Source organism: Pseudomonas sp. REB1044 (assembly GCF_038813925.1).
GTDB classification, from domain to species: domain Bacteria; phylum Pseudomonadota; class Gammaproteobacteria; order Pseudomonadales; family Pseudomonadaceae; genus Aquipseudomonas; species Aquipseudomonas boreofloridensis.
Genome location: NZ_CP046139.1, coordinates 4,452,452 through 4,476,152, shown reverse-complemented (window position 1 = coordinate 4,476,152; position 23,701 = coordinate 4,452,452). Strand labels below are relative to the sequence as shown.

The following is a 23,701-nucleotide window of genomic DNA, read 5'->3' as shown; positions in this document are numbered from 1 at the left end:
CTGACCCAGATTGTTCAAGACGGCTTGCCGACTGACCCGCGGATTTGAGTGACAACCATGCCAAAACGTACAGACATCAAAAGCATCCTGATTCTCGGCGCTGGCCCGATCGTGATCGGCCAGGCCTGTGAATTCGACTATTCCGGCGCCCAGGCTTGCAAAGCCCTGCGCGAGGAAGGTTTCCGCGTCATCCTGGTGAACTCCAACCCGGCCACCATCATGACCGACCCGGCCATGGCCGACGCCACCTACATCGAGCCGATCAAGTGGCAGTCGGTGGCCAAGATCATCGAGAAAGAACGTCCAGACGCGGTGCTTCCGACCATGGGCGGCCAGACCGCGCTCAACTGCGCCCTGGATCTGGAGCGCCATGGCGTTCTGGAGAAGTTCGGCGTAGAGATGATCGGCGCCAACGCCGACACCATCGACAAGGCTGAGGACCGTTCGCGCTTCGACAAGGCAATGAAGGACATCGGCCTCGAATGCCCGCGTTCGGGCATCGCCCACAGCATGGAAGAGGCCAATGCGGTCCTGGAAAAGCTGGGCTTCCCATGCATCATCCGCCCATCCTTCACCATGGGTGGTACCGGTGGCGGCATCGCCTACAACCGTGAAGAGTTCGAAGAAATCTGCGCCCGTGGTCTGGACCTGTCGCCGACCAAGGAACTGCTGATCGACGAGTCGCTGATCGGCTGGAAGGAATACGAGATGGAGGTGGTCCGCGACAAGAAGGACAACTGCATCATCGTCTGCTCCATCGAAAACTTCGACCCGATGGGCGTACACACCGGCGACTCGATCACCGTCGCGCCGGCGCAGACGCTTACCGACAAGGAATACCAGATCATGCGCAACGCCTCGCTGGCGGTGCTGCGTGAGATCGGCGTCGAAACCGGCGGTTCCAACGTGCAGTTCGGCATCTGCCCGAACACCGGCCGTATGGTCGTGATCGAGATGAACCCACGGGTTTCTCGTTCCTCGGCCCTGGCCTCCAAGGCCACCGGCTTCCCGATCGCCAAGATCGCGGCCAAGTTGGCAGTCGGCTACACCCTCGATGAGCTGCAGAACGATATCACCGGCGGTCGCACCCCGGCGTCCTTCGAGCCTTCGATCGACTATGTCGTCACCAAGCTGCCCCGCTTCGCCTTCGAGAAATTCCCCAAGGCCGACGCGCGCCTGACCACCCAGATGAAGTCCGTGGGTGAAGTCATGGCCATCGGTCGCACCTTCCAGGAGTCCCTGCAGAAAGCCCTGCGCGGCCTGGAAGTCGGTGCCTGCGGTCTGGACCCGAAAGTGGATCTGGCCAGTTCCGAAGCGTCGAGCATTCTCAAGCGTGAGCTGACCGTGCCCGGTGCCGAGCGCATCTGGTATGTGGCCGATGCCCTGCGCGCCGGCATGAGCCGCGACGAAATCTTCGCCCTGACCGGCATCGACCACTGGTTCCTGGTGCAGCTCGAAGACCTGATCAAGGAAGAGGAGAAGGTCAAGACCCTCGGCCTGGCCGACATCGACAAGGCCCTGATGCTGCGCCTCAAGCGCAAGGGCTTCTCCGACCAGCGCCTGGCCAAGCTGCTGGGCGTGACCGACAAGAATCTGCGTCGTCACCGCCACAAGCTTGACGTGCTGCCGGTCTACAAGCGCGTCGACACGTGCGCCGCCGAATTCGCCACCGACACCGCCTACCTGTACTCCACGTACGAAGAAGAGTGCGAGGCCAATCCGTCGACCCGCGACAAGATCATGATCCTCGGGGGTGGCCCGAACCGTATCGGCCAAGGTATCGAGTTCGACTACTGCTGCGTGCACGCCGCTTTGGCGCTGCGTGAAGACGGGTACGAGACCATCATGGTCAACTGCAACCCTGAAACCGTCTCCACCGACTACGACACCTCGGATCGTCTGTACTTCGAACCGCTGACCCTGGAAGACGTACTGGAAGTCTGCCGCGTCGAGAAGCCTAAAGGCGTCATCGTCCACTACGGTGGTCAGACTCCGCTGAAACTGGCCCGTGCCCTTGAAGAGGCTGGCGTACCGATCATCGGCACCAGCCCGGACGCCATCGACCGCGCCGAAGACCGTGAGCGCTTCCAGCAGATGGTCCAGCGCCTGAACCTGCTGCAGCCGCCGAATGCGACTGTGCGCAGCGAAGAGGAAGCCATCCGTGCCGCCGGTGATATCGGCTACCCGCTGGTGGTGCGTCCGTCCTATGTGCTGGGCGGCCGTGCGATGGAGATCGTCTACGAGCTGGACGAGCTCAAGCGCTACCTGCGCGAAGCGGTGCAAGTGTCCAACGACAGCCCGGTGCTGCTCGACCACTTCCTCAACTGTGCCATCGAGATGGACGTGGACGCCGTCTGCGACGGTACCGACGTGGTCATCGGCGCGATCATGCAGCATATCGAGCAGGCCGGCGTCCACTCCGGCGACTCCGCATGCTCGCTGCCGCCCTACTCGCTGAGCAAAGGCGTGCAGGACGAAGTGCGCGAGCAAGTGCGCAAGATGGCACTGGAGTTGGGCGTGGTCGGTCTGATGAACGTGCAGTTGGCGCTGCAGGGCGACAAGATCTACGTGATCGAGGTCAACCCGCGCGCCTCGCGTACCGTACCGTTCGTATCGAAGTGCATCGGCACTTCGCTGGCGATGATCGCTGCACGCGTGATGGCTGGTAAGTCGCTCAAGGAGCTGGGCTTCACCGAGGAAATCATCCCGAACTTCTACAGCGTCAAGGAAGCCGTCTTCCCGTTCGCCAAGTTCCCTGGGGTTGACCCGATCCTCGGCCCTGAGATGAAATCCACCGGTGAGGTCATGGGTGTGGGCGACAGCTTCGGCGAAGCCTTCGCCAAAGCCCAGATGGGGGCTAGCGAAGTGTTGCCAAGCAGCGGCACCGCATTCATCAGTGTGCGCGACGACGACAAGCCGCAAGTGGCTGCTGTTGCCCGCGATTTGATCACCCTGGGCTTCGAGGTGGTCGCTACTGCCGGGACTGCCAAGGTAATCGAGGCTGCCGGTCTGAAAGTGCGTCGTGTCAACAAGGTGACCGAGGGTCGCCCGCATGTGGTCGATATGATCAAGAACGACGAAGTGTCGTTGATCATCAATACCACCGAAGGCCGCCAGTCGATCGCCGATTCCTACTCGATTCGCCGTAACGCGCTGCAGCACAAGATCTACTGCACCACTACGATCGCGGCGGGTGAAGCCATCTGCGAGGCGCTGAAATTCGGTCCTGAGAAGACCGTTCGTCGCCTGCAGGATCTGCATGCAGGACTCAAAGCATGAGCATTACCAAATATCCGATGACCGTCCAGGGCGCCCGCGCCCTGGAAGAAGAGCTGCTTTTCCTCAGCAAGACCGAGCGCCCGCGCCTGAGCCAGGCGATCGGTGAAGCGCGTGAGCTGGGCGATCTCAAGGAGAATGCCGAGTACCATGCCGCCCGCGAGGAACAGGGCATGGTCGAAGCACGTATCCGCGATATCGAAGGTCGGTTGCAGAACTCGGTGGTGATCGATGTCACCACCATCGCTCACACCGGCAAGGTCATCTTCGGTACCACCGTCGTGTTGGCCAACACCGAGAACGATGACGAGGTGACCTACCAGATCGTCGGCGAGGACGAAGCTGACGTGAGGCAAGGCAAACTGTCGAGCAGTGCACCCATCGCCCGCGCCATCATTGGCAAGGAAGAGGGTGATACCGTCGAGGTCAAGACCCCGAGCGGAACCGTCGAGTACGAGATTGTCGAAGTCAAGCACATCTGACCGGCGTCAGCGCGCGCCCTCCCTGGAGGGGATCCTCTGGCAACTGGCCCAGGTGTTCTGGGTCGGCGGCCTGTGGGTATTTCATGTGGGGCTGGTACCGGCGCTCAAGGTCAGTGGCCTGGCGCCTTTGCTGGTGCAGGACATCGCCGGGCAGATCGACCGCTGGTTGATTGGCGTGGCGCTGCTTGGGTTGTTGACTCAGCTGGTCGTGCTGGCGCGAGTCGAGGGTCTATCGGCGTGGTGGCGGCAGTTCCGTGGCCAAATGCTACTGCTTGGCCTGGGCGCCTGTGTGGGGTACTACACACTGCGCTACGGGATATCGGTTGGTGAGCGCTGGCAGATGTTCTGTTTCCTGGTGCTGGGTTTTTCCGGCATCGTGCTGGTGGCCCAGCCGGTTCCTGTCAGGGCGCGCAAGGCGCGCCACTGACGGGCGTCACCGTCACTTGTAGCGGTGGATGTTGGACAGTTGCTTGTTCGGCTGCGGGTTCTTGCGGTAGATCAGCGCCTTCTTGCCGATGGTCTGCACCAGCTCGGCACGGCCAGCCTTGCACAGTTCGGCGATGGCAGCGGCGCGCTCCTCGCGATCTTCCGAGCGAATCTCGATCTTGATCAGCTCATGATCGACGAGCGCACGCTCCAGCTCGGCGATCACACCTTCATTGAGCCCATTGCCGGCAACGATCAGGACCGGCTTCAGGTCATGGCCAATGGACTTGTACTGTTTCTTCTGCTCGTTATTGAGCGGCATAATCTGACCCTTTTCGTCTGATTCTGTAAAATTGGTGGCCATTTTACCCGAGGGCCCGTGGCTCCGCCCAGTCAATCACGACGCTAATCATCGAGGTGCCCCGTGGCGCAGCGTTCCAAAAGTAGCCATAACTGGCTGAGAGAGCATTTCAACGATCCATTCGTCAAGCAGGCGCAGAAGGATGGCTACCGTTCGCGCGCAAGCTACAAACTGTTGGAGATACAGGAAAAGGATCGACTCATTCGTCCCGGAATGAGCGTGATCGACCTGGGCGCCGCGCCGGGTGGCTGGTCACAGGTGACCAGTCGTCTGATCGGCGGGCAAGGGCGGTTGATCGCCTCCGATATTCTGGAAATGGATTCGATTCCCGATGTCACCTTCATCCAAGGCGACTTCACCCAGGATTCTGTGCTCGAGCAGATCCTGCAGGCCGTCGGCGATTCGCACGTCGACCTTGTGATTTCCGATATGGCCCCCAATATGAGTGGTACGCCTGCCGTGGACATGCCGCGCGCCATGTTCCTCTGCGAGCTGGCACTGGACCTGGCCGCTCGCGTGCTCAAGCCGGGTGGCGACTTCCTGATCAAGATTTTCCAGGGAGAGGGTTTCGACGTGTACCTCAAGGAGGTGCGCAGCAAGTTCGAAAAGGTGCAGATGCGCAAGCCTTCGTCGTCTCGGGATCGCTCACGTGAGCAGTATCTGCTGGCCAGGGGGTACAAAGGCGTATGAGCAGGAATTGCCACAATGGCCGATAGTTAATTCCAATCGGCCATGAAATCAGCAACGTCCGAACTTCGTGTAGTCTAGGTTTCACAAAGGGTTACAGACGGTGCCTGCGGATGCGCAGGTAATGTAGTAAGTTAGGGCGGTGATTATCATGCGAGGCACGGCTGCGTCGTGCGCCGACCTCAGAGGGTAGCTAATTGAACGACATGGCAAAGAATCTGATCCTGTGGTTGATCATCGCCGCCGTCCTTGTGACGGTGATGAACAACTTCTCCAGCCCTAACGAGCCGCAGACCCTCAACTATTCCGACTTCATTCAGCAAGTCAAGGACGGCAAGGTCGAGCGCGTCACCGTCGACGGTGCCGTCATCACCGGTAAGCGTACTGATGGCGACAACTTCAAGACCGTGCGTCCGGCCATCGCCGACAACGGTTTGATCGGCGATCTGGTCGACAACCACGTCGTGGTCGAAGGCAAGCAGCCCGAGCAACAGAGCATCTGGACTCAGTTGCTGGTGGCGAGCTTCCCCATCCTGGTCATCATTGCCGTGTTCATGTTCTTCATGCGCCAGATGCAAGGTGGTGCTGGCGGCAAGGGCGGGCCGATGAGCTTCGGCAAGAGCAAGGCGCGCCTGCTTTCCGAAGACCAGGTCAAGACTACGCTGGCTGACGTTGCCGGTTGCGACGAGGCCAAAGAGGAAGTCGGCGAACTGGTCGAGTTCCTCCGTGACCCAGGCAAGTTCCAGCGCCTGGGCGGCCGAATTCCTCGCGGTGTATTGATGGTCGGCCCACCCGGTACCGGTAAGACCTTGCTGGCCAAAGCCATCGCCGGTGAAGCGAAGGTACCGTTTTTCACCATTTCCGGTTCCGACTTCGTCGAAATGTTCGTCGGTGTGGGCGCCAGCCGTGTTCGTGACATGTTCGAACAGGCCAAAAAGCATGCGCCTTGCATCATCTTCATCGACGAAATCGACGCCGTTGGTCGCCACCGTGGCGCAGGTATGGGCGGCGGTCATGACGAGCGTGAACAGACGCTGAACCAGTTGCTGGTAGAAATGGACGGCTTCGAGATGAACGATGGCATCATCGTCATTGCCGCCACCAACCGCCCTGACGTGCTGGATCCCGCACTGCTGCGCCCGGGCCGATTCGACCGTCAGGTGGTGGTCGGTCTGCCGGACATCCGCGGTCGCGAGCAGATCCTCAAGGTGCACATGCGCAAAGTGCCAATCGGCGAGAACGTCAACGCTGCCGTCATCGCCCGTGGCACCCCCGGCTTCTCCGGTGCCGACCTGGCCAATCTGGTCAACGAGGCGTCGTTGTTCGCCGCCCGCGCAGGCAAGCGTCTGGTCGAGATGAAAGAGTTCGAGCTGGCCAAAGACAAGATCATGATGGGCGCTGAACGCAAGACCATGGTCATGTCGGAAAAGGAAAAGCAGAATACTGCCTACCATGAAGCCGGCCACGCCATCGTCGGTCGTATCGTTCCCGAGCATGATCCGGTGTACAAGGTTTCGATCATCCCGCGCGGTCGTGCTTTGGGTGTGACAATGTTCCTCCCCGAAGAGGACCGCTACAGTCTCTCCAAGCGTGCGCTGATCAGCCAGATCTGCTCGCTTTACGGTGGACGTATCGCCGAGGAGATGACGCTGGGCTTCGACGGTGTCACCACCGGTGCGTCGAACGACATCATGCGCGCCAGCCAGATCGCTCGGAACATGGTCACCAAGTGGGGGTTGTCCGAGAAACTCGGCCCGCTGATGTATGCCGAAGAGGAGGGCGAAGTTTTCCTCGGTCGCAGTGCCGGCAGCCAGCAGGCCAGTGTGTCGGGTGAAACCGCCAAGCTTATCGATTCTGAAGTGCGTAGCATCATCGATCACTGCTATGCCACCGCCAAGCAGATCCTTACCGAAAACCGCGACAAGCTCGACGCGATGGCCGAGGCATTGATGAAGTACGAAACCATCGATGCCGACCAAATCGACGACATCATGTCCGGGCGTGCTCCGCGCGAACCGCGTGATTGGGACAACGATGCCGGCACCTCTGGCACGCCAGCGTCCCAGGGCGATCGTCCCGAGTCGCCGATCGGTGGTCCAGCGGCCCAACTCTAAGGGTTTCTATGACCTTGCAGCAGTACCCAACCCGGTTGCCTTGCGGCAACCGGGTTCTTGATTTATCCCGCACCCATGTCATGGGTATCCTCAATGTCACGCCGGACTCCTTCTCTGATGGCGGCCGGTTCAGCCGCCACGACGAGGCGCTTCGGCATGCCGAGGCGATGGTTGAGGCCGGCGCGTCGCTCATCGATGTGGGCGGTGAGTCCACTCGGCCTGGAGCTCGCGCGGTATCGCCTGACGAAGAGCTGGGTCGAGTCGCACCCATCGTCGAAGCGATCAGCGCGCGTCTGGATGTCATCATCTCGGTCGACACTTCGACGCCCACAGTGATGCGCGAAGTGGCTCGACTCGGCGCAGGGCTGATCAACGACGTTCGTGCTCTGGAGCGCGAGGGTGCCCTGGAGGCGGCCGCCAGTACCGGCCTTCCCGTGTGCTTAATGCACATGCGTGGCGAGCCGGGTAACATGCAGGACAATCCGCGCTACGACGATGTCACCGCCGAGGTGGCGCGTTATCTGGAGCAGCGCATCGCTGCCTGCGCGGCGGCGGGCATTGCTCCCGAGCGCGTCATCCTCGACCCAGGCTTTGGTTTTGCCAAGAACCTGGCGCACAACCTGAGCCTGTTCAAGCACCTGGAAGCTTTGTATTGCCTGGGTCGCCCCTTGCTGGTGGGCGTCTCGCGCAAAAGCATGATAGGCCTGGCGCTGGACCGTCCGGTTGGTGAGCGTCTCTACGGCAGTCTGGCGCTGGCGGCGTTGGCCATGACCATGGGCACAAGCATCCTGCGTGTTCATGATGTGGCCGAGACCGTCGATGTGGTGCGCATGATCGCTGCGGTGCAGAACGCCGAATAAGAACGTTTGGAGACACTATGAGCAGGAAATACTTTGGTACCGATGGTATTCGTGGCCGCGTCGGCGAATACCCCATCACTCCCGACTTCATGCTGAAGCTCGGTTGGGCAGCAGGCATGGCTTTCCGCAAGCACGGCCACTGCCGTGTTCTGGTGGGCAAGGACACCCGGATCTCCGGCTACATGTTCGAGTCCGCCCTGGAGGCCGGTTTGTCGGCGGCCGGTGCTGACGTCATGCTGCTTGGCCCGATGCCGACCCCCGCGATCGCTTATCTGACGCGCACCTTCCATGCCGAGGCGGGCATCGTCATCAGCGCCTCGCACAACCCGCATGACGACAACGGCATCAAGTTCTTCTCCGGTTCCGGCACGAAGTTACCAGACGAAGTGGAGCTCATGATCGAGGAGTTGCTTGACCAGCCAATGAACGTGGTGGAGTCGAGCAAGTTGGGCAAGGTGTCGCGGATCAACGATGCGGCTGGACGCTATATCGAGTTCTGCAAGAGCAGCGTCCCCAGCAGCACTGATTTCGCAGGGCTCAAGTTGGTCGTCGACTGCGCCCATGGCGCTACTTACAAAGTGGCGCCCAACGTGTTCCGTGAGTTGGGTGCCGATGTCACGGTGCTCAGCGCGCAGCCGGATGGCTTGAACATCAATGAAAACTGCGGTTCCACGCACATCGAGTCCCTGCAGGCTGCCGTGCTGGTGGGGCATGCGGACTTGGGTATCGCCTTCGACGGTGATGGAGATCGGGTGCTGATGGTCGATCACACCGGCGCCATCGTCGACGGCGACGAGTTGTTGTTCATCATTGCCCGCGATCTGCATGAGCGCGGTAAGTTGCAAGGCGGTGTGGTAGGGACGCTGATGAGCAACCTCGGCCTGGAGTTGGCGCTCAAGGACCTGGATATTCCGTTTGCCCGTGCCAAGGTCGGCGATCGTTACGTCATGGCCGAACTGATCGAGCGTGAGTGGCAACTGGGCGGCGAGAACTCGGGGCACGTGGTGTGCTGCAACCATACCACCACGGGCGATGCGATCATCGCTGCGCTGCAGGTGTTGATGGCACTCAGGCGTCGTGGTGAAAACCTGGCCCAGGCACGCCAGGCCATCCGCAAATGTCCGCAAGTGCTGATCAATGTCCGCTATGGCGCAGGCGGTGCCGATCCGCTGGAAAACTCAGCGGTGCAAGAGGCCAGTGCCAAAGTGACCGAGGCGATGGCCGGTCGTGGTCGCGTGCTGTTGCGCAAGTCCGGGACTGAGCCGCTGGTGCGGGTGATGGTCGAGGGCGATGATGAAAACCAGGTGCGTGGCCACGCCGAGGCCTTGGCCAAGGTCGTCGCTGAAGTTTGTGCCTGAAAGACGCTTGCCAGCGCGATTCTGGTTGGGTAAGATCTGCGCCCACTTTGACCGACGAGGTAGAGCATGCGTCGCCCCATGGTAGCTGGTAACTGGAAGATGCACGGTACCCGCGCCAGCGTCGCTGAGCTGAGCCTGAACCTGAAGAATCTGGTTCTTCCGAGCGGTATCGAAGTGGCGGTGTTTCCTCCGGCGTTGTTCATCGGTCAGGTCATCGATGAATTGAGCGAGACGGAAATCATCGTCGGAGCACAGAATTCTGCAGTACAGCCCGAACAGGGTGCGTTGACCGGTGAAGTTGCGCCGAGTCAGTTGGCTGAAGTGGGTTGCAAGTTGGTGTTGATTGGGCACTCTGAGCGTCGTCAGATCATTGGCGAAACGAACGAAATCCTGATTCACAAGTTTGCAGCCGCTCAAGCAGGTGGATTAAAACCTGTGCTTTGTGTAGGGGAAACTCTCGCGGAGCGCGAGGCTGGCAAGACACTAGAAGTTGTAGGGCGGCAACTAGGTAGTATCATCGATGCCTTGGGTGTTGCGGTATTTGCCAATGCGGTCATCGCCTATGAGCCTGTATGGGCCATCGGCACGGGTTTGACGGCTTCGCCGCAGCAGGCTCAGGATGTGCACGCCGCCATCCGTGCTCAGTTGGCGTCGCTGGATGCCGAAGTTGCAGCGAATATGCAGCTTCTCTACGGCGGTAGCGTGAAGGCGGCCAATGCGGCCGAACTGTTCGGCATGCCGGATATTGATGGGGGCTCATTGGTGGAGCATCCCTGAACGCAGACGAATTCGGTGCAATTTGTCGCGCCGCAGGAAACTGAACATATGCTGGAAACAGTCGTAGTTGTTTTTCATCTGTTGGCTGCGCTGGCGCTGGTGGCGCTGGTACTGATGCAACAGGGTAAAGGTGCGGAAGCAGGTGCATCTTTCGGCGCAGGCGCTTCAAATACTGTGTTCGGAAGCCAAGGTTCTGCTACCTTCCTGAGTAAGTTTACTGCTATACTTGCCGCCACTTTCTTTTTGACTGCACTTGGGTTAGGATACTTCGCCAAGCAGCAGGCACACCAGCTGACTCAAGCTGGTTTGCCAGATCCAGCGGTGCTGGAAGTCAAAGAGCAAAAGCCGGCAGTAAATGATGATGTACCGGTGCTCCAGCAGCAGAAGAGTGAAGCCGCCCCAAAAGGTGACGTCCCTCCTCCAGCAGAAGAGCAGAAGTGACGGGTTTCAAGTTGTAATATTGCCGAGGTGGTGGAATTGGTAGACACGCAACCTTGAGGTGGTTGTGCCCATAGGGTGTAGGGGTTCGAGTCCCCTTCTCGGTACCAATTGAAGCATGAGAGCCCGCTTTGAGCGGGCTTTCTTGCAGGTGGAGGTCGGATTGACCCAGCATAGGGTTCGGTCTTATACTTCCGCCCCAGCTTTGTCGCGGGGTGGAGCAGCTTGGTAGCTCGTCGGGCTCATAACCCGAAGGTCGTTGGTTCAAATCCAGCCCCCGCAACCAGTTTCAGCGGAGCCCCTTTTCAGGGGCTTTTTGCTAGCTGAACAGTTCTTCGCGTCGTTGTTCAACGGCGCTTTCAGGGATGGGCGCTTTGCCCATTTTTTATTTGCACAGCATGCACGAGGGGGTTCAGGTGTCGAGCAAGCTAGAACAGTTGCAGGCCTTGTTGGCCCCGGTTGTCGAGGGTCTGGGCTATCAGTGCTGGGGGATCGAATACGTTTCCCAAGGCAAGCATTCGGTACTGCGCATCTATATCGACAAGGACGGAGGAATTCTGGTGGACGACTGCGAAGCGGTCAGCCGTCAGGCCAGTGCCATCCTCGACGTGGAAGACCCGATCAGCAGTGAATACACCCTTGAGGTTTCCTCTCCAGGCATGGATCGCCCGCTGTTCACGTTGGAACAGTTTGCTTTGCATGCCGGCGAACAAGTGAAGATCAAGCTGCGCACGCCTTTCGAAGGGCGTCGCAACTTCCAGGGCCTTCTCCGCGGTGTCGAGGATCAGGACGTGGTGGTCCAGGTGGATACCAATGAATTCCTGTTGCCGATCGACTCGATCGACAAGGCCAATATTATTCCCAGTTTTGACTGAGACGTGCCGGGGCCGGTGGACATTCCGGGCCTAATGGCTTGCGCAAGGCGAGGCGTACGATGAGCAAAGAAGTACTGCTGGTTGTTGAATCGGTATCCAACGAAAAGGGTGTACCGCCCGGCGTCATTTTCGAAGCGCTGGAAGTGGCTCTGGCCACTGCAACCAAGAAACGTTTTGAAGACGAAGTCGATCTGCGTGTGGAAATCAACCGCCACACCGGTAGCTACGAGACCTTCCGCCGTTGGACCGTGGTCGACGAAAATGACCTGGACGATCCGGCGATCGAGACCTGGCTGGACAAGATCAAGGACACGCATCCCGAAGCCAAGATCGGCGACGTGATCGAGGAAAAGATCGAGTCGATCGAGTTCGGTCGCATCGCCGCCCAGACCGCCAAGCAGGTGATCGTGCAGAAGGTCCGCGAGGCCGAGCGCGCTCAGGTGGTCGACGCTTACCGTGAGCGAGTCGGTGAGATCATTTCCGGCACCGTCAAGAAAGTGACCCGCGACAACGTCATCGTCGATCTGGGCAACAATGCCGAGGCGCTGCTGGCGCGTGAAGACATCATTGCGCGGGAAACCTTCCGTGTCGGCGTGCGCTTGCGTGCGCTGCTCAAGGAAATTCGTACCGAAAACCGCGGTCCGCAGCTGATCCTGTCGCGTACTGCGCCGCAGATGCTGATCGAATTGTTCCGCATCGAGGTGCCGGAAATTGCCGAGGGGTTGATCGAGGTGATGGCGGCGTCCCGTGATCCGGGTTCGCGTGCCAAGATTGCCGTGCGCTCCAAGGACAAGCGCATCGATCCGCAAGGCGCCTGCATCGGTATGCGCGGTTCGCGTGTGCAGGCTGTTTCCGGTGAATTGGGTGGCGAGCGCGTGGACATCGTCCTGTGGGACGAGAACCCGGCGCAATTCGTCATCAACGCCATGTCGCCAGCCGAGGTCGCTGCGATCATCGTCGATGAAGATGCCCATGCCATGGACATCGCCGTCGCCGAGGACAACCTGGCCCAGGCCATCGGTCGTGGCGGTCAGAACGTTCGCCTCGCCAGTCAGTTGACGGCCTGGACCCTGAACGTAATGACCGAGAAGGACATCCAGGCCAAGCAGCAAGCTGAAACGGGTGACATCCTGCGTAACTTCATCGAGGAACTGGAGGTCGACGAAGAACTGGCACAGGTGCTGGTCGACGAAGGCTTTACCAGCCTCGAAGAAATTGCTTACGTACCGTTGGAAGAAATGCTCAACATCGATGGCTTCGACGAGGATATCGTCAACGAGCTGCGTGCTCGTGCCAAGGACCGTTTGTTGACCAAGGCCATCGCTACCGAAGAAAAACTGGCAGACGCCCATCCGGCCGAAGACCTGCTCTCCCTCGAGGGTATGGACAAGGATCTGGCGGCGGAACTGGCGGTGCGCGGCGTGGTTAACCGCGAAGACCTGGCCGAGCAGTCGATCGACGACCTGCTCGACATCGACGGCATCGACGAAGAGCGTGCCGGCAAGTTGATCATGGCCGCCCGAGCCCACTGGTTCGAGTAATTAGGCGCGGCCTGAGGAGAGAAGTGCATGACGCAAGTCACGGTGAAAGAACTGGCCCAAGAGGTCGAGGCACCGGTAGAGCGCCTGCTGCAGCAGATGCGTGAGGCAGGTCTGCCGCACACCGACGCCGGTCAGGTAGTGACCGACAATGAGAAGCAGACCCTGCTGACTCATTTGAAAAGCAGCCACAAGAGCAAGGCGGAAGAGCCGCGCAAGATTACCTTGCAGCGCAAAACCACCAGCACCCTGCGTGTCGCCGGTAGCAAGAGCATTAGCGTAGAAGTACGCAAGAAGAAAGTATTCGTGCAGCGCAGCCCGGAAGAAATCCAGGCCGAGCAGAAGCGCGAGGCCGATGAGCGCCGCGCCGCCGAGAATGCTGCACGCGAGAAGGTCGAGGCCGAGACGCGTCAGCGTAACGAGGAACAGGCGCGTCGCCAGACCTCCGAGGCATCGGCTGCTGCACCTGCTGCGCGCACCGAGCCGACACCTGCCGCTGCTCAGCCAGTGGTCGCGGACGCCCCGGTGGCCGATGACGCGGCTGCCCGCGCCGCCGAGCGCAAGAAAGACGAAAACCGCCGCAACGAAAGCCGTGGCCGTGACGACGATCGTCGTAGCGGTGCGGGTGAGCGTCGTGGCGAGGCCCCTCGCGTGTCCATCAAGGTCAAGGTCAAGGAGAAGGAAAAAGCCCCGACTCCACGTGCTGCCCCGCGCACCACGGACGAAGAGAGCGATGGCGCACGCCGTGGCCGTGGCGGCAAGGGCAAGCTGAAGAAGCGCAACCAGCATGGCTTCCAGAGCCCGACCGGTCCGGTCATCCGCGACGTCAGCATCGGCGAGACCATCACCGTCTCCGAGTTGGCGCAGCAGATGTCGGTGAAAGCCGCTGAAGTGGTCAAGTTCATGTTCAAGCTGGGCACTCCGGTCACCATCAACCAGGTGCTCGACCGTGAAACCGCGCAGCTGGTCGCCGAAGAGCTGGGCCACAAGGTCACGCTGGTCAGCGACACTGCCCTGGAAGACTCCCTGGCCGAATCGCTGAAATTCGAAGGTGAAGTCGAGTCCCGTGCGCCGGTCGTGACCGTCATGGGTCACGTCGACCACGGTAAGACTTCGCTGCTCGACTACATTCGTCGCGCCAAGGTCGCGGCGGGCGAGGCGGGTGGTATCACCCAGCACATCGGTGCCTACCACGTGGAAACCGACCGCGGTATGGTCACCTTCCTCGATACCCCGGGTCACGCTGCGTTCACCCAGATGCGTGCCCGCGGTGCCAAGGCTACCGACATCGTTATCCTGGTGGTGGCAGCGGACGACGGCGTGATGCCGCAGACCCGCGAAGCCGTTCAGCACGCCAAGGCCGCCGGTGTTCCGCTAGTCGTCGCGGTGAACAAGATCGACAAGCCGGGTGCCGACCTCGATCGCATTCGTAACGAGCTGGCCGTCGAAGGCGTGACCTCCGAGGACTGGGGTGGTGACACGCCATTCGTCAAGGTTTCGGCGAAGATGGGTACCGGTGTCGACGAACTGCTCGAAGCCGTCCTGCTGCAGGCCGAGATTCTCGAGCTGACTGCCACCCCGACCGCACCTGGTCGTGGCGTCGTCGTCGAGTCGCGTCTGGACAAGGGTCGCGGTCCGGTGGCCACCATCCTGGTTCAGGACGGTACGCTGCGTCAGGGCGACATGGTCCTGGTCGGTTCCAACTATGGCCGCGTGCGTGCCATGCTCGACGAGAACGGCAAGCCTGTGAAGCAAGCCGGTCCATCGATCCCGGTCGAAATTCTCGGTCTGGACGGTACGCCGGAAGCCGGTGACGAACTGTCGGTGGTGGCTGACGAGAAGAAGGCGCGCGAAGTCGCCCTGTTCCGTCAAGGCAAGTACCGTGAGGTCAAGCTGGCCCGTGCTCACGCCGGCAAGCTGGAAAATATCTTCGAGACCATGGGTCAGGAAGAGAAGAAGACCCTCAACATCGTGCTCAAGACCGACGTACGCGGTTCGCTGGAAGCCCTCCAGGGCTCGCTGGGTGGACTGGGCAACGACGAGGTTCAGGTTCGTGTCATCGGTGGCGGCGTCGGTGGTATCACCGAAAGCGATGCCAACCTGGCGCTGGCTTCGAATGCAGTACTGTTCGGTTTCAACGTGCGTGCCGATGCGGGTGCTCGCAAGATCGTCGAGCAGGAAGGTCTGGATATGCGTTACTACAACGTGATCTACGACATCATCGAAGACGTCAAGAAAGCCCTGACCGGCATGCTGGGCAGCGATGTTCGCGAGAATATCCTGGGCGTTGCCGAGGTCCGTGACGTGTTCCGTTCGCCGAAGTTCGGCGCCATCGCTGGCTGTATGGTCATCGAAGGTACCGTGTACCGCAATCGTCCTATCCGCGTTCTGCGCGAGGACGTGGTGATCTTCGAAGGCGAACTGGAGTCCCTGCGTCGCTTCAAGGACGATGCCTCCGAAGTGCGTAATGGCATGGAGTGCGGTATCGGCGTGAAGAGCTACAACGACGTCAAGGTCGGCGACAAGATCGAAGTCTTCGAGAAAGTCCAGGTTGCTCGAACCCTTTAAGGTGCGGGTCTGGCCCAAGCCCCGCCGCTCTGCGGCAGGGCCGGCCTCTGCAGGCAGCGCCCGGTCAGGCATACCGTCTGACCGGGCGTTTGCCGCTTCAAGATACAGGTAGCAAGAATGGCAAAAGAATACAGCCGTACCCAACGTATCGGTGATCAGATGCAGCGCGAGCTGGCCGATCTGATCCGCCGTGAAGTCAAGGATCCACGTGTCGGCCTGGTGACCATCACCGCCGTCGACGTCAGCCGTGACCTCGGTCACGCCAAGGTCTACATCACCGTCATGGGCCAGGATGGCAGCGATGCCGTGGCTCAGACGCTCAAGGCCCTGAACAGTGCCGCCAGCTTCCTGCGGCTGCATCTGGGGCGAGCCATGCAACTGCGCAGCGTGCCGCAACTGCATTTCCATTTCGACGAAAGTGTCAGCCGAGGTGTTCACCTCTCTGCACTCATCGAGCGTGCGGTGGCCGAAGACCGCCTGCACCAGGATGTCGACGAGCCGGACACCAAGGAGTAAGCGGTGGCCCAGGTCAAACGCATCCGCCGCAACGTCAGCGGCATCATCCTGCTCGACAAGCCACTTGGCTTCACCTCCAATGCGGCCCTGCAGAAAGTGCGTTGGTTGCTCAACGCGGAAAAGGCCGGCCATACCGGTAGCCTCGATCCGCTGGCCACCGGCGTGCTGCCGCTGTGCTTCGGCGAGGCGACGAAGTTTTCCCAGTACCTGCTCGACTCCGACAAGGGTTACGAGACGGTCATGCAGATGGGGCAGACTACCAGCACCGGCGACGCTGAGGGCGAGGTCCTGCAGACACGCGAGGTGACCGTTGGTCGCACGGACATCGAGGCTGTGATACCGCGATTTCGCGGCGAGATCCGCCAGATTCCGCCGATGTATTCGGCGCTCAAGCGTGATGGTCAGCCGTTGTACAAGCTTGCCCGCGCCGGAGAGGTAGTGGAGCGCGAGGCGCGTTCTGTTACTATTGGCCGCTTGGAACTGCTCGAGTGTGAAGGCACGCGGGCGCGCTTGTCGGTCGGTTGCAGCAAAGGCACTTATATCCGCACGCTGGTGGAGGATATGGGTGAGGTGTTGGGCTGTGGGGCGTATGTCGCAGAACTGCGGCGAACCCAAGCCGGACCGTTCATGCTGGCACAGACCGTGACGCTCGAAGAACTTGAGCAAGCTCATGCCGAAGGTGGCAACGAAGCGCTTGATCGCTTCCTGCTGCCCTCGGACAGCGGGTTGCAGGACTGGCCGCTGGTGCTGTTGTCCGAGCACAGCGCGTTCTATTGGCTGCACGGCCAGGCAGTACGTGCACCGGATGCGCCGCAGTTCGGCATGGTGCGCGTACAAGATCACAATGGTCGCTTCATCGGTATCGGTGAAGTGAGCGAAGACGGGCGTATTGCGCCGCGTCGACTGATTCGGTCGGAATGACCGATACCGCCAGGACGGACTTCGGTCAGGTCGGGCGGGAACGAGGGTGGCTGTCAGTAGGCACGGTCACACCTTCTTTTATCCATACAGGGATTTAACGCCCTGGCCTATTGGACCCCGCTTGCGGGATCCGTTTATCAGGAGAAGCCACATGGCCCTCAGCGTCGAAGAAAAAGCTCAAATCGTTGCCGATTACCAGCAAGCCGCCGGCGATACCGGTAGCCCGGAAGTGCAGGTTGCTCTGCTGACCGCCAACATCAACAAGCTGCAAGGCCACTTCAAGGCCAACGAAAAAGACCACCACTCCCGTCGTGGTCTGATCCGTATGGTCAACCAGCGTCGCAAGCTGCTGGATTACCTGAAGGGCAAAGACACCACCCGTTACAGCGCCCTGATCGGTCGCCTGGGCCTGCGTCGCTAATAGCGGCCCGGCCAGTGGTGTGCGTGGCGTGTCGCAAGTTTGGGAAGCGTTGCCTGGCAGCGCGAACCCCGGACACGCCAGGCGTATCTTCGAGGTTGGCAGCCTGATGCCGTCGTGCGGATTATCCGCCCGACGCTCAGGCTCCCAGCCTCGTGTTGTATCTGGACGGTCGAAGGAGACGATACTCCCTGCCGCCCGAGCATTCGCAAGACCCCGTTTTCCAAGTTCCCCCAAGAGCCACTGAAAAGGTAGGAAACCGTGAACCCGGTAATCAAGACGTTCCAGTTCGGTCAGTCGACCGTCACTCTCGAAACGGGCCGCATCGCCCGTCAGGCCACCGGCGCCGTGCTGGTCACCGTCGACAACGATGTCACCGTGCTGGTGACCGTGGTCGGTGCCAAGCAGGCCGATCCAGGCAAGGGCTTCTTCCCGCTGTCCGTGCATTATCAGGAAAAGACCTACGCTGCCGGTAAGATCCCAGGCGGTTTCTTCAAGCGCGAAGGCCGTCCTTCCGAGAAGGAAACCCTGACCTCGCGTCTGATCGACCGTCCGATCCGTCCTCTGTTCCCCGAAGGGTTCATGAACGAAGTGCAGGTAGTCTGCACCGTGGTTTCCACCAGCAAGAAGACCGATCCGGACGTTGCGGCGATGATCGGTACCTCGGCTGCCCTGGCCATCTCCGGCATTCCGTTCGAAGGTCCGATCGGCGCTGCGCGCGTAGCCTTCCACGAGAGCACCGGTTACCTGCTGAACCCGACCTACGAGCAACTACAGGCTTCGAGCCTGGACATGGTCGTGGCCGGTACCGAAACTGCGGTGCTGATGGTCGAGTCCGAGGCCAAAGAGCTGACCGAAGACCAGATGTTGGGCGCTGTGCTGTTCGCCCACGACGAGTTCCAGACCGTGATCAAAGCGGTCAAGGAACTGGCCGCCGAAGCGGGCAAGCCGACGTGGGACTGGCAGCCGGTCGTTGCCAACACCGAGTTGCTCGACCGCGTGCGTGGCGAGTTCGGCGAGGCCATTTCGCAGGCCTACACCATCACTCAGAAAGCCGATCGCTACAACCGCCTGGGCCAACTGCGTGATGAGGCCATTGCCCGTCTGTCCAACGACGAAACCGGCCCGACTGCCGGTGCGATCAAGGAAATCTTCGGCGAGCTGGAATACCGCACCGTCCGCGAGAACATCGTCAACGGCAAGCCGCGCATCGACGGTCGTGACACCCGCACTGTGCGTCCGCTGAATATCGAAGTCGGTGTGCTGCCCAAGACTCACGGTTCGGCGCTGTTCACCCGTGGTGAAACCCAGGCCCTGGTCGTTGCGACCTTGGGTACTGCGCGCGACGCACAGCTGCTCGATACCCTCGAAGGCGAGAAGAAAGACGCCTTCATGCTGCACTACAACTTCCCGCCGTTCTCGGTCGGTGAGTGCGGTCGCATGGGCGGCGCTGGTCGTCGTGAAATCGGCCACGGCCGTCTGGCCCGTCGTGGCGTGCAGGCCATGCTGCCGAGCGACAGCGAGTTCCCGTACACCATCCGCGTGGTGTCGGAAATCACCGAATCCAACGGCTCCAGCTCCATGGCGTCGGTGTGCGGTGCATCGCTGGCACTGATGGACGCCGGTGTACCGATGAAAGCGCCAGTGGCCGGTATCGCCATGGGCCTGGTCAAGGAAGGCGACAAGTTCGCGGTCCTGACCGACATCCTCGGCGATGAAGACCACCTGGGCGATATGGACTTCAAGGTCGCGGGTACCGCCAAAGGCGTCACTGCGCTGCAGATGGACATCAAGATCAACGGGATCACCGAAGAGATCATGGAGATCGCCCTGGGCCAGGCCCTGGAAGCGCGCCTGAACATCCTCGGCCAGATGAACCAGATCATCGCTCAGTCGCGTACCGAGCTGTCGGCCAATGCGCCGACCATGATTGCGATGAAGATCGACACCGACAAGATCCGTGATGTCATCGGTAAGGGCGGCGCCACCATTCGCGCCATCTGCGAAGAGACCAAAGCGTCGATCGACATCGAAGACGACGGTTCGATCAAGATCTTCGGCGAGACCAAGGAAGCGGCCGAAGCGGCCAAGCAACGTGTTCTGGGCATCACCGCCGAGGCCGAGATTGGCAAGATCTACGTTGGCAAGGTCGAGCGTATCGTCGACTTTGGTGCCTTCGTCAACATCCTGCCGGGCAAAGACGGTCTGGTGCACATCTCCATGCTTAGCGATGCGCGTGTGGAGAAGGTTACCGACGTGCTCAAGGAAGGTCAGGAAGTCGAAGTGCTGGTGCTGGACGTGGACAACCGCGGCCGGATCAAGCTGTCGATCAAGGACGTCGCTGCCGCCAAGGCATCGGGTGTCTGAGCCTGATTGGCGTTAACTGAAAAAGGACCTCTGCGGAGGTCCTTTTTTTATGCCGGTGAAGAGCACGGCGGTACTTGCATCTTGCATGCAGTTTTTTTACGGTGCTTGCAAATTGCACGAGTCAGACAAGCGTCTTTATTTCGTAAGTTGCTGATTTAAAACGTTTTAATAGGTTTCTGAAATGTGGCACAACCCCTGCAATTACCTCTACACCTGCTGCCAGGAATCACGGCGCAGATTTTTCGATAAACAGGAGTGAACCACATGAAGAAGTTTGCCATTGCTGCCGCTACTGCTACTGCTCTGACTCTGTCCATGGCCAACGGTGTATTCGCCGCAGAAGCTACTCAGGCTCCAGTAATGCTGGCTTCCAATCAGCCGGTAGCTGATGCCAAGCAAGAAACCTCCGACACCTGGATCACCACCAAGGTGAAGGCTGATCTGCTGACCGAGAAAGGCATTCCAGGCTCCGATATCAAAGTTGAAACCGCTGACGGTGTAGTCGCTCTGTCCTCGAAGGATGGCGTGACCTTGACTTCGGCTCAGAAAGACACCGCTGTGAAGATCGCCAAGGAAGCCAAGGGTGTTAAGAGCGTTACCGCTGAAGCGCTGAAGACACATTAAGTCTTTGTGCTAGGCCCGACGGAACGGGCCAGTAGAACGAGAGCCCCGGCCATTGGCCGGGGCTTTTTGCTGTGTGGAGTACAAAGCTTGGGGCTCTGTTCAGGATTCACTCCGCATCCAGATGCATCGGTGTGATCACGCGTCCGTCAGCTTCGGCTTTGCCGAGTGTGGTATCGATGAAATACACCCGATCATCTTCGAGCTTACCTTGATCCACCAAGTAGTCCTTGATGCTGCTAGCGCGTTCCTGTGCCAGGGTGCGCAACAGGGCGGCGCTTTCTGCCCAAGACCTGATAACCGCCTCGCGCAGCTTGGTCGTGCGCTCGTCGCGACTCAGCTTCTCCCACTCGGCCGGCGGTTGCTGTTTGAGGCGAGTGCGATAGATGCCCTCGAGCATTGCCGGTTTGTCGCTGTCGTCGACCACCAGCATCGAGGCGTTGGCTGGAACCTTGTCGCCGCGGCGCTGGAGGATCTTGTACCAGATACTCTGGTATTCGCGCTCCAGGCGCTGCTGGGCAATCAACGGGCCATCGCTGGTCTGCGCGCTGGTGCCCTCGATTTCCAAGCGTAGCTCGGGCCTCTGCTTCAATGCAGCGGCCAGCTTGTCCAGATCGCCCTTGGCAGTGGTGCTCAGATCACTGGAGCCAGGCGCGAAGGCTACCGTGCCCAAGTCCTGCGAGCCGCCGCCAGCGATCAGTCCACCGATGAACTTGAACGGCGCCTGCGCTGCGCGAAGCACCAGATTGCGCATCGTTTGCCAGACAATCGGCATGACACTGAACTGAGGGTTGTTCAGGTCGCCGGAGACGGGCAGCTCGATTGAGATGCGGCCCTGGGTGTCCTTGAGCAATGCCACCGCCAGGCGAATCGGCAGGTCCACGGCATCAGGGCTGTCGACGCGCTCGCCCAGTTGCAACTGTTCGACCACCACCTTGTTCTCGGCCTTGAGTTGGCCCTTGGTGATCACGTAGTGCAGGTCGAGGTCCAGGCGCCCTTTGCGGATACGGTAGCCGGCGAATTTTCCCGAGTACGGCGTCAGCGTGGTGAGTTCGACGCGCCGGAAGCGCGTGGCGATGTCCAGACTGGCCATCGGATCGAACGGATTCAACGCGCCTTTGATGGTGACTGGCGCATAGCGGTCGACCTTGCCTTGGACATCGACTTTGGCTGGCTGCGACTGGCGATTGTCGATGGTGCCGATCTGGCCGTTGAGCTGCTGAACGGCCGTCGCGAAATTGGGTGTCAAGGTCAGGTCGGCGAAGTTGGCCGCACCGTCGTTGATGTCTATCTGGCCAATGCGGATGCCCAGCGGTTTTTCAGTGCTGGCGGTAGCCGGTTTGCGCTCGCCGCTGGACGAGCTTGGGCTGGTTTGCGGGATCAGCAGGTCGTCGATGCTGGTGGTGCGGTCTTCGTTGATGATGAAGCGCGCGTAGGGTTGCTGCAGGGTGACTTTGTCGATCGACAGGGCATTGCCATGCACGTAGGACAAGCCATCGACGTTGACCTGCTGCCACTTGACGAAGTCTCGGCCCTTGATGGTGTCGAGGGTGTGCAACTGATTGACCTGCGCCTTGCCGGTGACGCTGAAGGCCAGTGGCTCTGTACCCTTGAGGTCGACGTCGAGATCGCTGGCGAGCATGCCGCTGCGCAGTTCCAGGCGAATGAAGGGACTGATGTAGGCCTGGGCCACGCGCAGGTCGATGTCGCGGGTACTGACGTTCAGCTTGGCCGTGACTGGCGCGAGGTTGACTTGACCCGCGGCCTGCAGCTTGCCCTGACGGCCGACACCGGTGTCCAGTTTCAAGGTGAAAGGCGACTTGTTCAGGCTGTCGAAGCCTTTGAGGTCGAGATTCAGCGGGCCTACATCGAGCTCTACGGGGTCCTGTTGGCTGCGATCTGCCAGATGGATCAAGTAATCGCGTGCCTGCACGTCCTTGAGCAGTACCTGCCAGGGCTTGCTTGGCGCCGTTGCGGCTTGTTCGCGGGCAACGGGCTCGGCGGTGGCTGGCTCGGCCTTTTGCTTGGGTGTGACCTTGGCCGGCTGGCTGGCGAACAGTTTCTGCCAGTCGAGCTGACCGTCGCGCTCAAGCGCCGCCCAGGTTTCGAGCTTTTGGCTGCGGACCTTGCCAATGCTGATCCGTTGCTTGGCGAGATCGACCGAGGTGTCGCTGATTTCCAGCTTCGCCAGACGGGCCAGTTTACGGCCATCCGGCGCCTTAATGGCGAACGGTGCGATGCGCAACCAGGCGTTGTCCAGTAACAGTTCGGTCTGTTTGGACAGGTTGAGCTTGTAATGCGTGTCGAGGCTGAGCTTGCCGTCCTCGAGCACCAGCGGCACGGCGTCTCGCACATAAGGCCAGAACAGCTTCATTTTGCCGTCGGTGATTTTCAGGGTGCCTTCGGAGGCGATCGGGGACAGGCTGAGGTTGCCACTCCAGTCGATCCGACCGCCATTGGGGCCGTTGGCCACCAGTGTCATATCCGCGCTGTCGTCGGGCAGGGTGCTGAGGTTCTTAAGCTCCAGGTTCATCGAGTTGTAGAGAAACTCGATGGGCTCGCTCGGGCGCAGATCCTGGAAGTGCAGGTAGCCTTCGTTGAGCTTGATGCGGGCGATGCGCAGTGGGAAGGGGGCGCTTGGCGTTTCGTCCGCCTTGGGCTCGCTTGGCGGCAGCGTGAACAGGTGTGAGAGGTTGAGGCTGCCATCCTTGGCGAACAGCAGTTCGGTGCGCGGCTTGTCCAGCTCGATGGCGTCCAGATGCAGGGCTCCGGTCCACAGACTGTCGAGTGAAAGATTGGCATAGAGGCGCTCGAACCCGACCTGCTCCTTCCCTGGCTCGCCCACCTGCAGGCCCCACAGGGTCAATTCGAGGGTGAAAGGATTGAACTCGATGCGCTGCAGGTGTGCCGACACGGTGGCGTAGTGGGCCAACTGCTGGTTGGCGATGCGCAGAGCGACGCCGGGGAGGATGAAGAAACCCATGAGGCTGTAGAGGGCCACGATGGCTAGCAGGGCGCCGATGGCGCGGATCAATCCTTTGGGCATGTGCGGCGTCGTCTGTCGCGAACGGAGGTGCCTTGGAGTATGGCACGGCTGA

The 23,701-nt window shown here is 60.4% G+C and carries 18 protein-coding genes, 2 tRNA genes and 1 pseudogene; 19 read left to right on the top strand and 2 right to left on the bottom strand.

Features of this window, described 5'->3' with window-relative positions:
- The first annotated feature begins 57 nt into the window (after positions 1-57).
- From carB to GKC70_RS20385, 3 genes are read left to right on the top strand one after another with little or no spacing between them, the layout of a single operon-like run.
- Positions 58-3,279 (top strand): carbamoyl-phosphate synthase large subunit, encoded by a 3,222-nt coding sequence (gene carB / locus GKC70_RS20395; protein WP_342649735.1) that lies wholly within the window; start codon positions 58-60, stop codon positions 3,277-3,279.
- On the top strand, positions 3,276-3,758 hold the full coding sequence (greA, locus tag GKC70_RS20390) for a transcription elongation factor GreA (RefSeq protein ID WP_342649734.1): 483 nt from the start codon (positions 3,276-3,278) through the stop codon (positions 3,756-3,758). Before carB ends, greA begins: the two co-directional genes overlap by 4 nt.
- Positions 3,736-4,185: an MFS transporter gene (locus GKC70_RS20385; protein ID WP_342649733.1), complete on the top strand. Its 450-nt coding sequence runs from the start codon at positions 3,736-3,738 to the stop codon at positions 4,183-4,185. Before greA ends, GKC70_RS20385 begins: the two co-directional genes overlap by 23 nt.
- A 12-nt stretch (positions 4,186-4,197) precedes the next feature.
- Here GKC70_RS20385 and GKC70_RS20380 read toward each other — a convergent pair whose 3' ends face one another.
- Complete coding sequence (locus GKC70_RS20380) at positions 4,198-4,506, bottom strand: YhbY family RNA-binding protein (RefSeq protein ID WP_029613920.1); 309 nt, start codon at positions 4,504-4,506, stop codon at positions 4,198-4,200.
- A gap of 102 nt (positions 4,507-4,608) precedes the next feature.
- Between GKC70_RS20380 and rlmE the strand changes: the two genes are divergently transcribed.
- From rlmE to GKC70_RS20300, 16 genes and pseudogenes are all read left to right on the top strand, one after another.
- The gene (rlmE, locus tag GKC70_RS20375; protein ID WP_342649732.1) at positions 4,609-5,235 is read left to right on the top strand and encodes a 23S rRNA (uridine(2552)-2'-O)-methyltransferase RlmE; all 627 of its coding nucleotides are present in this window, start codon (positions 4,609-4,611) and stop codon (positions 5,233-5,235) included.
- A 203-nt stretch (positions 5,236-5,438) separates the two neighbouring features.
- Entirely contained in the window at positions 5,439-7,346 is a 1,908-nt protein-coding gene (ftsH, locus tag GKC70_RS20370) for an ATP-dependent zinc metalloprotease FtsH (protein WP_342649731.1), read from the top strand.
- 8 nt (positions 7,347-7,354) lie between these two features.
- Positions 7,355-8,206: a dihydropteroate synthase gene (gene folP, locus GKC70_RS20365; RefSeq protein WP_029613923.1), complete on the top strand. Its 852-nt coding sequence runs from the start codon at positions 7,355-7,357 to the stop codon at positions 8,204-8,206.
- A 17-nt stretch (positions 8,207-8,223) separates the two neighbouring features.
- Complete coding sequence (glmM, locus tag GKC70_RS20360; protein WP_342649730.1) at positions 8,224-9,564, top strand: phosphoglucosamine mutase; 1,341 nt, start codon at positions 8,224-8,226, stop codon at positions 9,562-9,564.
- Positions 9,565-9,630: 66 nt separating this feature from the next.
- Positions 9,631-10,385, top strand: a pseudogene (tpiA, locus tag GKC70_RS20355) (triose-phosphate isomerase).
- A gap of 4 nt (positions 10,386-10,389) precedes the next feature.
- Positions 10,390-10,782, top strand: a complete 393-nt coding sequence (gene secG, locus GKC70_RS20350) for a preprotein translocase subunit SecG (RefSeq protein ID WP_029613926.1) — start codon at positions 10,390-10,392, stop codon at positions 10,780-10,782.
- Positions 10,783-10,803: 21 nt separating this feature from the next.
- Positions 10,804-10,889 (top strand) — tRNA-Leu (locus GKC70_RS20345).
- A 99-nt stretch (positions 10,890-10,988) separates the two neighbouring features.
- A tRNA-Met gene (locus GKC70_RS20340) sits at positions 10,989-11,065 on the top strand.
- A gap of 130 nt (positions 11,066-11,195) precedes the next feature.
- Positions 11,196-11,654, top strand: coding sequence for a ribosome maturation factor RimP (gene rimP, locus GKC70_RS20335; RefSeq protein ID WP_029613927.1), 459 nt, complete (start codon positions 11,196-11,198; stop codon positions 11,652-11,654).
- Positions 11,655-11,713: 59 nt separating this feature from the next.
- Positions 11,714-13,195 carry a transcription termination factor NusA gene (gene nusA / locus GKC70_RS20330; protein WP_029613928.1) on the top strand — a complete coding sequence of 494 codons (1,482 nt, stop codon included), beginning with the start codon at positions 11,714-11,716 and terminating at the stop codon, positions 13,193-13,195.
- Positions 13,196-13,222: 27 nt separating this feature from the next.
- The gene (gene infB / locus GKC70_RS20325) at positions 13,223-15,760 is read left to right on the top strand and encodes a translation initiation factor IF-2 (RefSeq protein ID WP_342649729.1); all 2,538 of its coding nucleotides are present in this window, start codon (positions 13,223-13,225) and stop codon (positions 15,758-15,760) included.
- A 117-nt stretch (positions 15,761-15,877) separates the two neighbouring features.
- The gene (rbfA, locus tag GKC70_RS20320; protein WP_029613929.1) at positions 15,878-16,276 is read left to right on the top strand and encodes a 30S ribosome-binding factor RbfA; all 399 of its coding nucleotides are present in this window, start codon (positions 15,878-15,880) and stop codon (positions 16,274-16,276) included.
- A 3-nt stretch (positions 16,277-16,279) separates the two neighbouring features.
- On the top strand, positions 16,280-17,197 hold the full coding sequence (truB, locus tag GKC70_RS20315) for a tRNA pseudouridine(55) synthase TruB (protein ID WP_342649728.1): 918 nt from the start codon (positions 16,280-16,282) through the stop codon (positions 17,195-17,197).
- Positions 17,198-17,348: 151 nt separating this feature from the next.
- Positions 17,349-17,618 (top strand): 30S ribosomal protein S15, encoded by a 270-nt coding sequence (gene rpsO / locus GKC70_RS20310; protein WP_029613930.1) that lies wholly within the window; start codon positions 17,349-17,351, stop codon positions 17,616-17,618.
- Positions 17,619-17,876: 258 nt separating this feature from the next.
- Positions 17,877-19,982: a polyribonucleotide nucleotidyltransferase gene (gene pnp / locus GKC70_RS20305; protein ID WP_342649727.1), complete on the top strand. Its 2,106-nt coding sequence runs from the start codon at positions 17,877-17,879 to the stop codon at positions 19,980-19,982.
- A 264-nt stretch (positions 19,983-20,246) separates the two neighbouring features.
- On the top strand, positions 20,247-20,606 hold the full coding sequence (locus GKC70_RS20300; protein ID WP_342649726.1) for a BON domain-containing protein: 360 nt from the start codon (positions 20,247-20,249) through the stop codon (positions 20,604-20,606).
- Positions 20,607-20,712: 106 nt separating this feature from the next.
- On the opposite strand, the gene GKC70_RS20295 is transcribed toward GKC70_RS20300, so the two are convergent.
- Complete coding sequence (locus GKC70_RS20295) at positions 20,713-23,649, bottom strand: DUF748 domain-containing protein (protein WP_342649725.1); 2,937 nt, start codon at positions 23,647-23,649, stop codon at positions 20,713-20,715.
- Positions 23,650-23,701 lie beyond the last annotated feature (52 nt).

Bases quoted from the DNA above. Each gene is read 5' to 3' on its own strand.
- rpsO (WP_029613930.1), top strand. From the start codon at position 17,349: ATGGCCCTCAGCGTCGAAGAAAAAGCTCAAATCGTTGCCGATTACCAG.
- ftsH (WP_342649731.1), top strand. From the start codon at position 5,439: ATGGCAAAGAATCTGATCCTGTGGTTGATCATCGCCGCCGTCCTTGTG.
- greA (WP_342649734.1), top strand. From the start codon at position 3,276: ATGAGCATTACCAAATATCCGATGACCGTCCAGGGCGCCCGCGCCCTG.
- rbfA (WP_029613929.1), top strand. From the start codon at position 15,878: ATGGCAAAAGAATACAGCCGTACCCAACGTATCGGTGATCAGATGCAG.
- glmM (WP_342649730.1), top strand. From the start codon at position 8,224: ATGAGCAGGAAATACTTTGGTACCGATGGTATTCGTGGCCGCGTCGGC.
- GKC70_RS20300 (WP_342649726.1), top strand. From the start codon at position 20,247: ATGAAGAAGTTTGCCATTGCTGCCGCTACTGCTACTGCTCTGACTCTG.
- GKC70_RS20295 (WP_342649725.1), bottom strand. From the start codon at position 23,649: ATGCCCAAAGGATTGATCCGCGCCATCGGCGCCCTGCTAGCCATCGTG.
- nusA (WP_029613928.1), top strand. From the start codon at position 11,714: ATGAGCAAAGAAGTACTGCTGGTTGTTGAATCGGTATCCAACGAAAAG.
- folP (WP_029613923.1), top strand. From the start codon at position 7,355: ATGACCTTGCAGCAGTACCCAACCCGGTTGCCTTGCGGCAACCGGGTT.
- secG (WP_029613926.1), top strand. From the start codon at position 10,390: ATGCTGGAAACAGTCGTAGTTGTTTTTCATCTGTTGGCTGCGCTGGCG.
- GKC70_RS20380 (WP_029613920.1), bottom strand. From the start codon at position 4,506: ATGCCGCTCAATAACGAGCAGAAGAAACAGTACAAGTCCATTGGCCAT.
- carB (WP_342649735.1), top strand. From the start codon at position 58: ATGCCAAAACGTACAGACATCAAAAGCATCCTGATTCTCGGCGCTGGC.
- infB (WP_342649729.1), top strand. From the start codon at position 13,223: ATGACGCAAGTCACGGTGAAAGAACTGGCCCAAGAGGTCGAGGCACCG.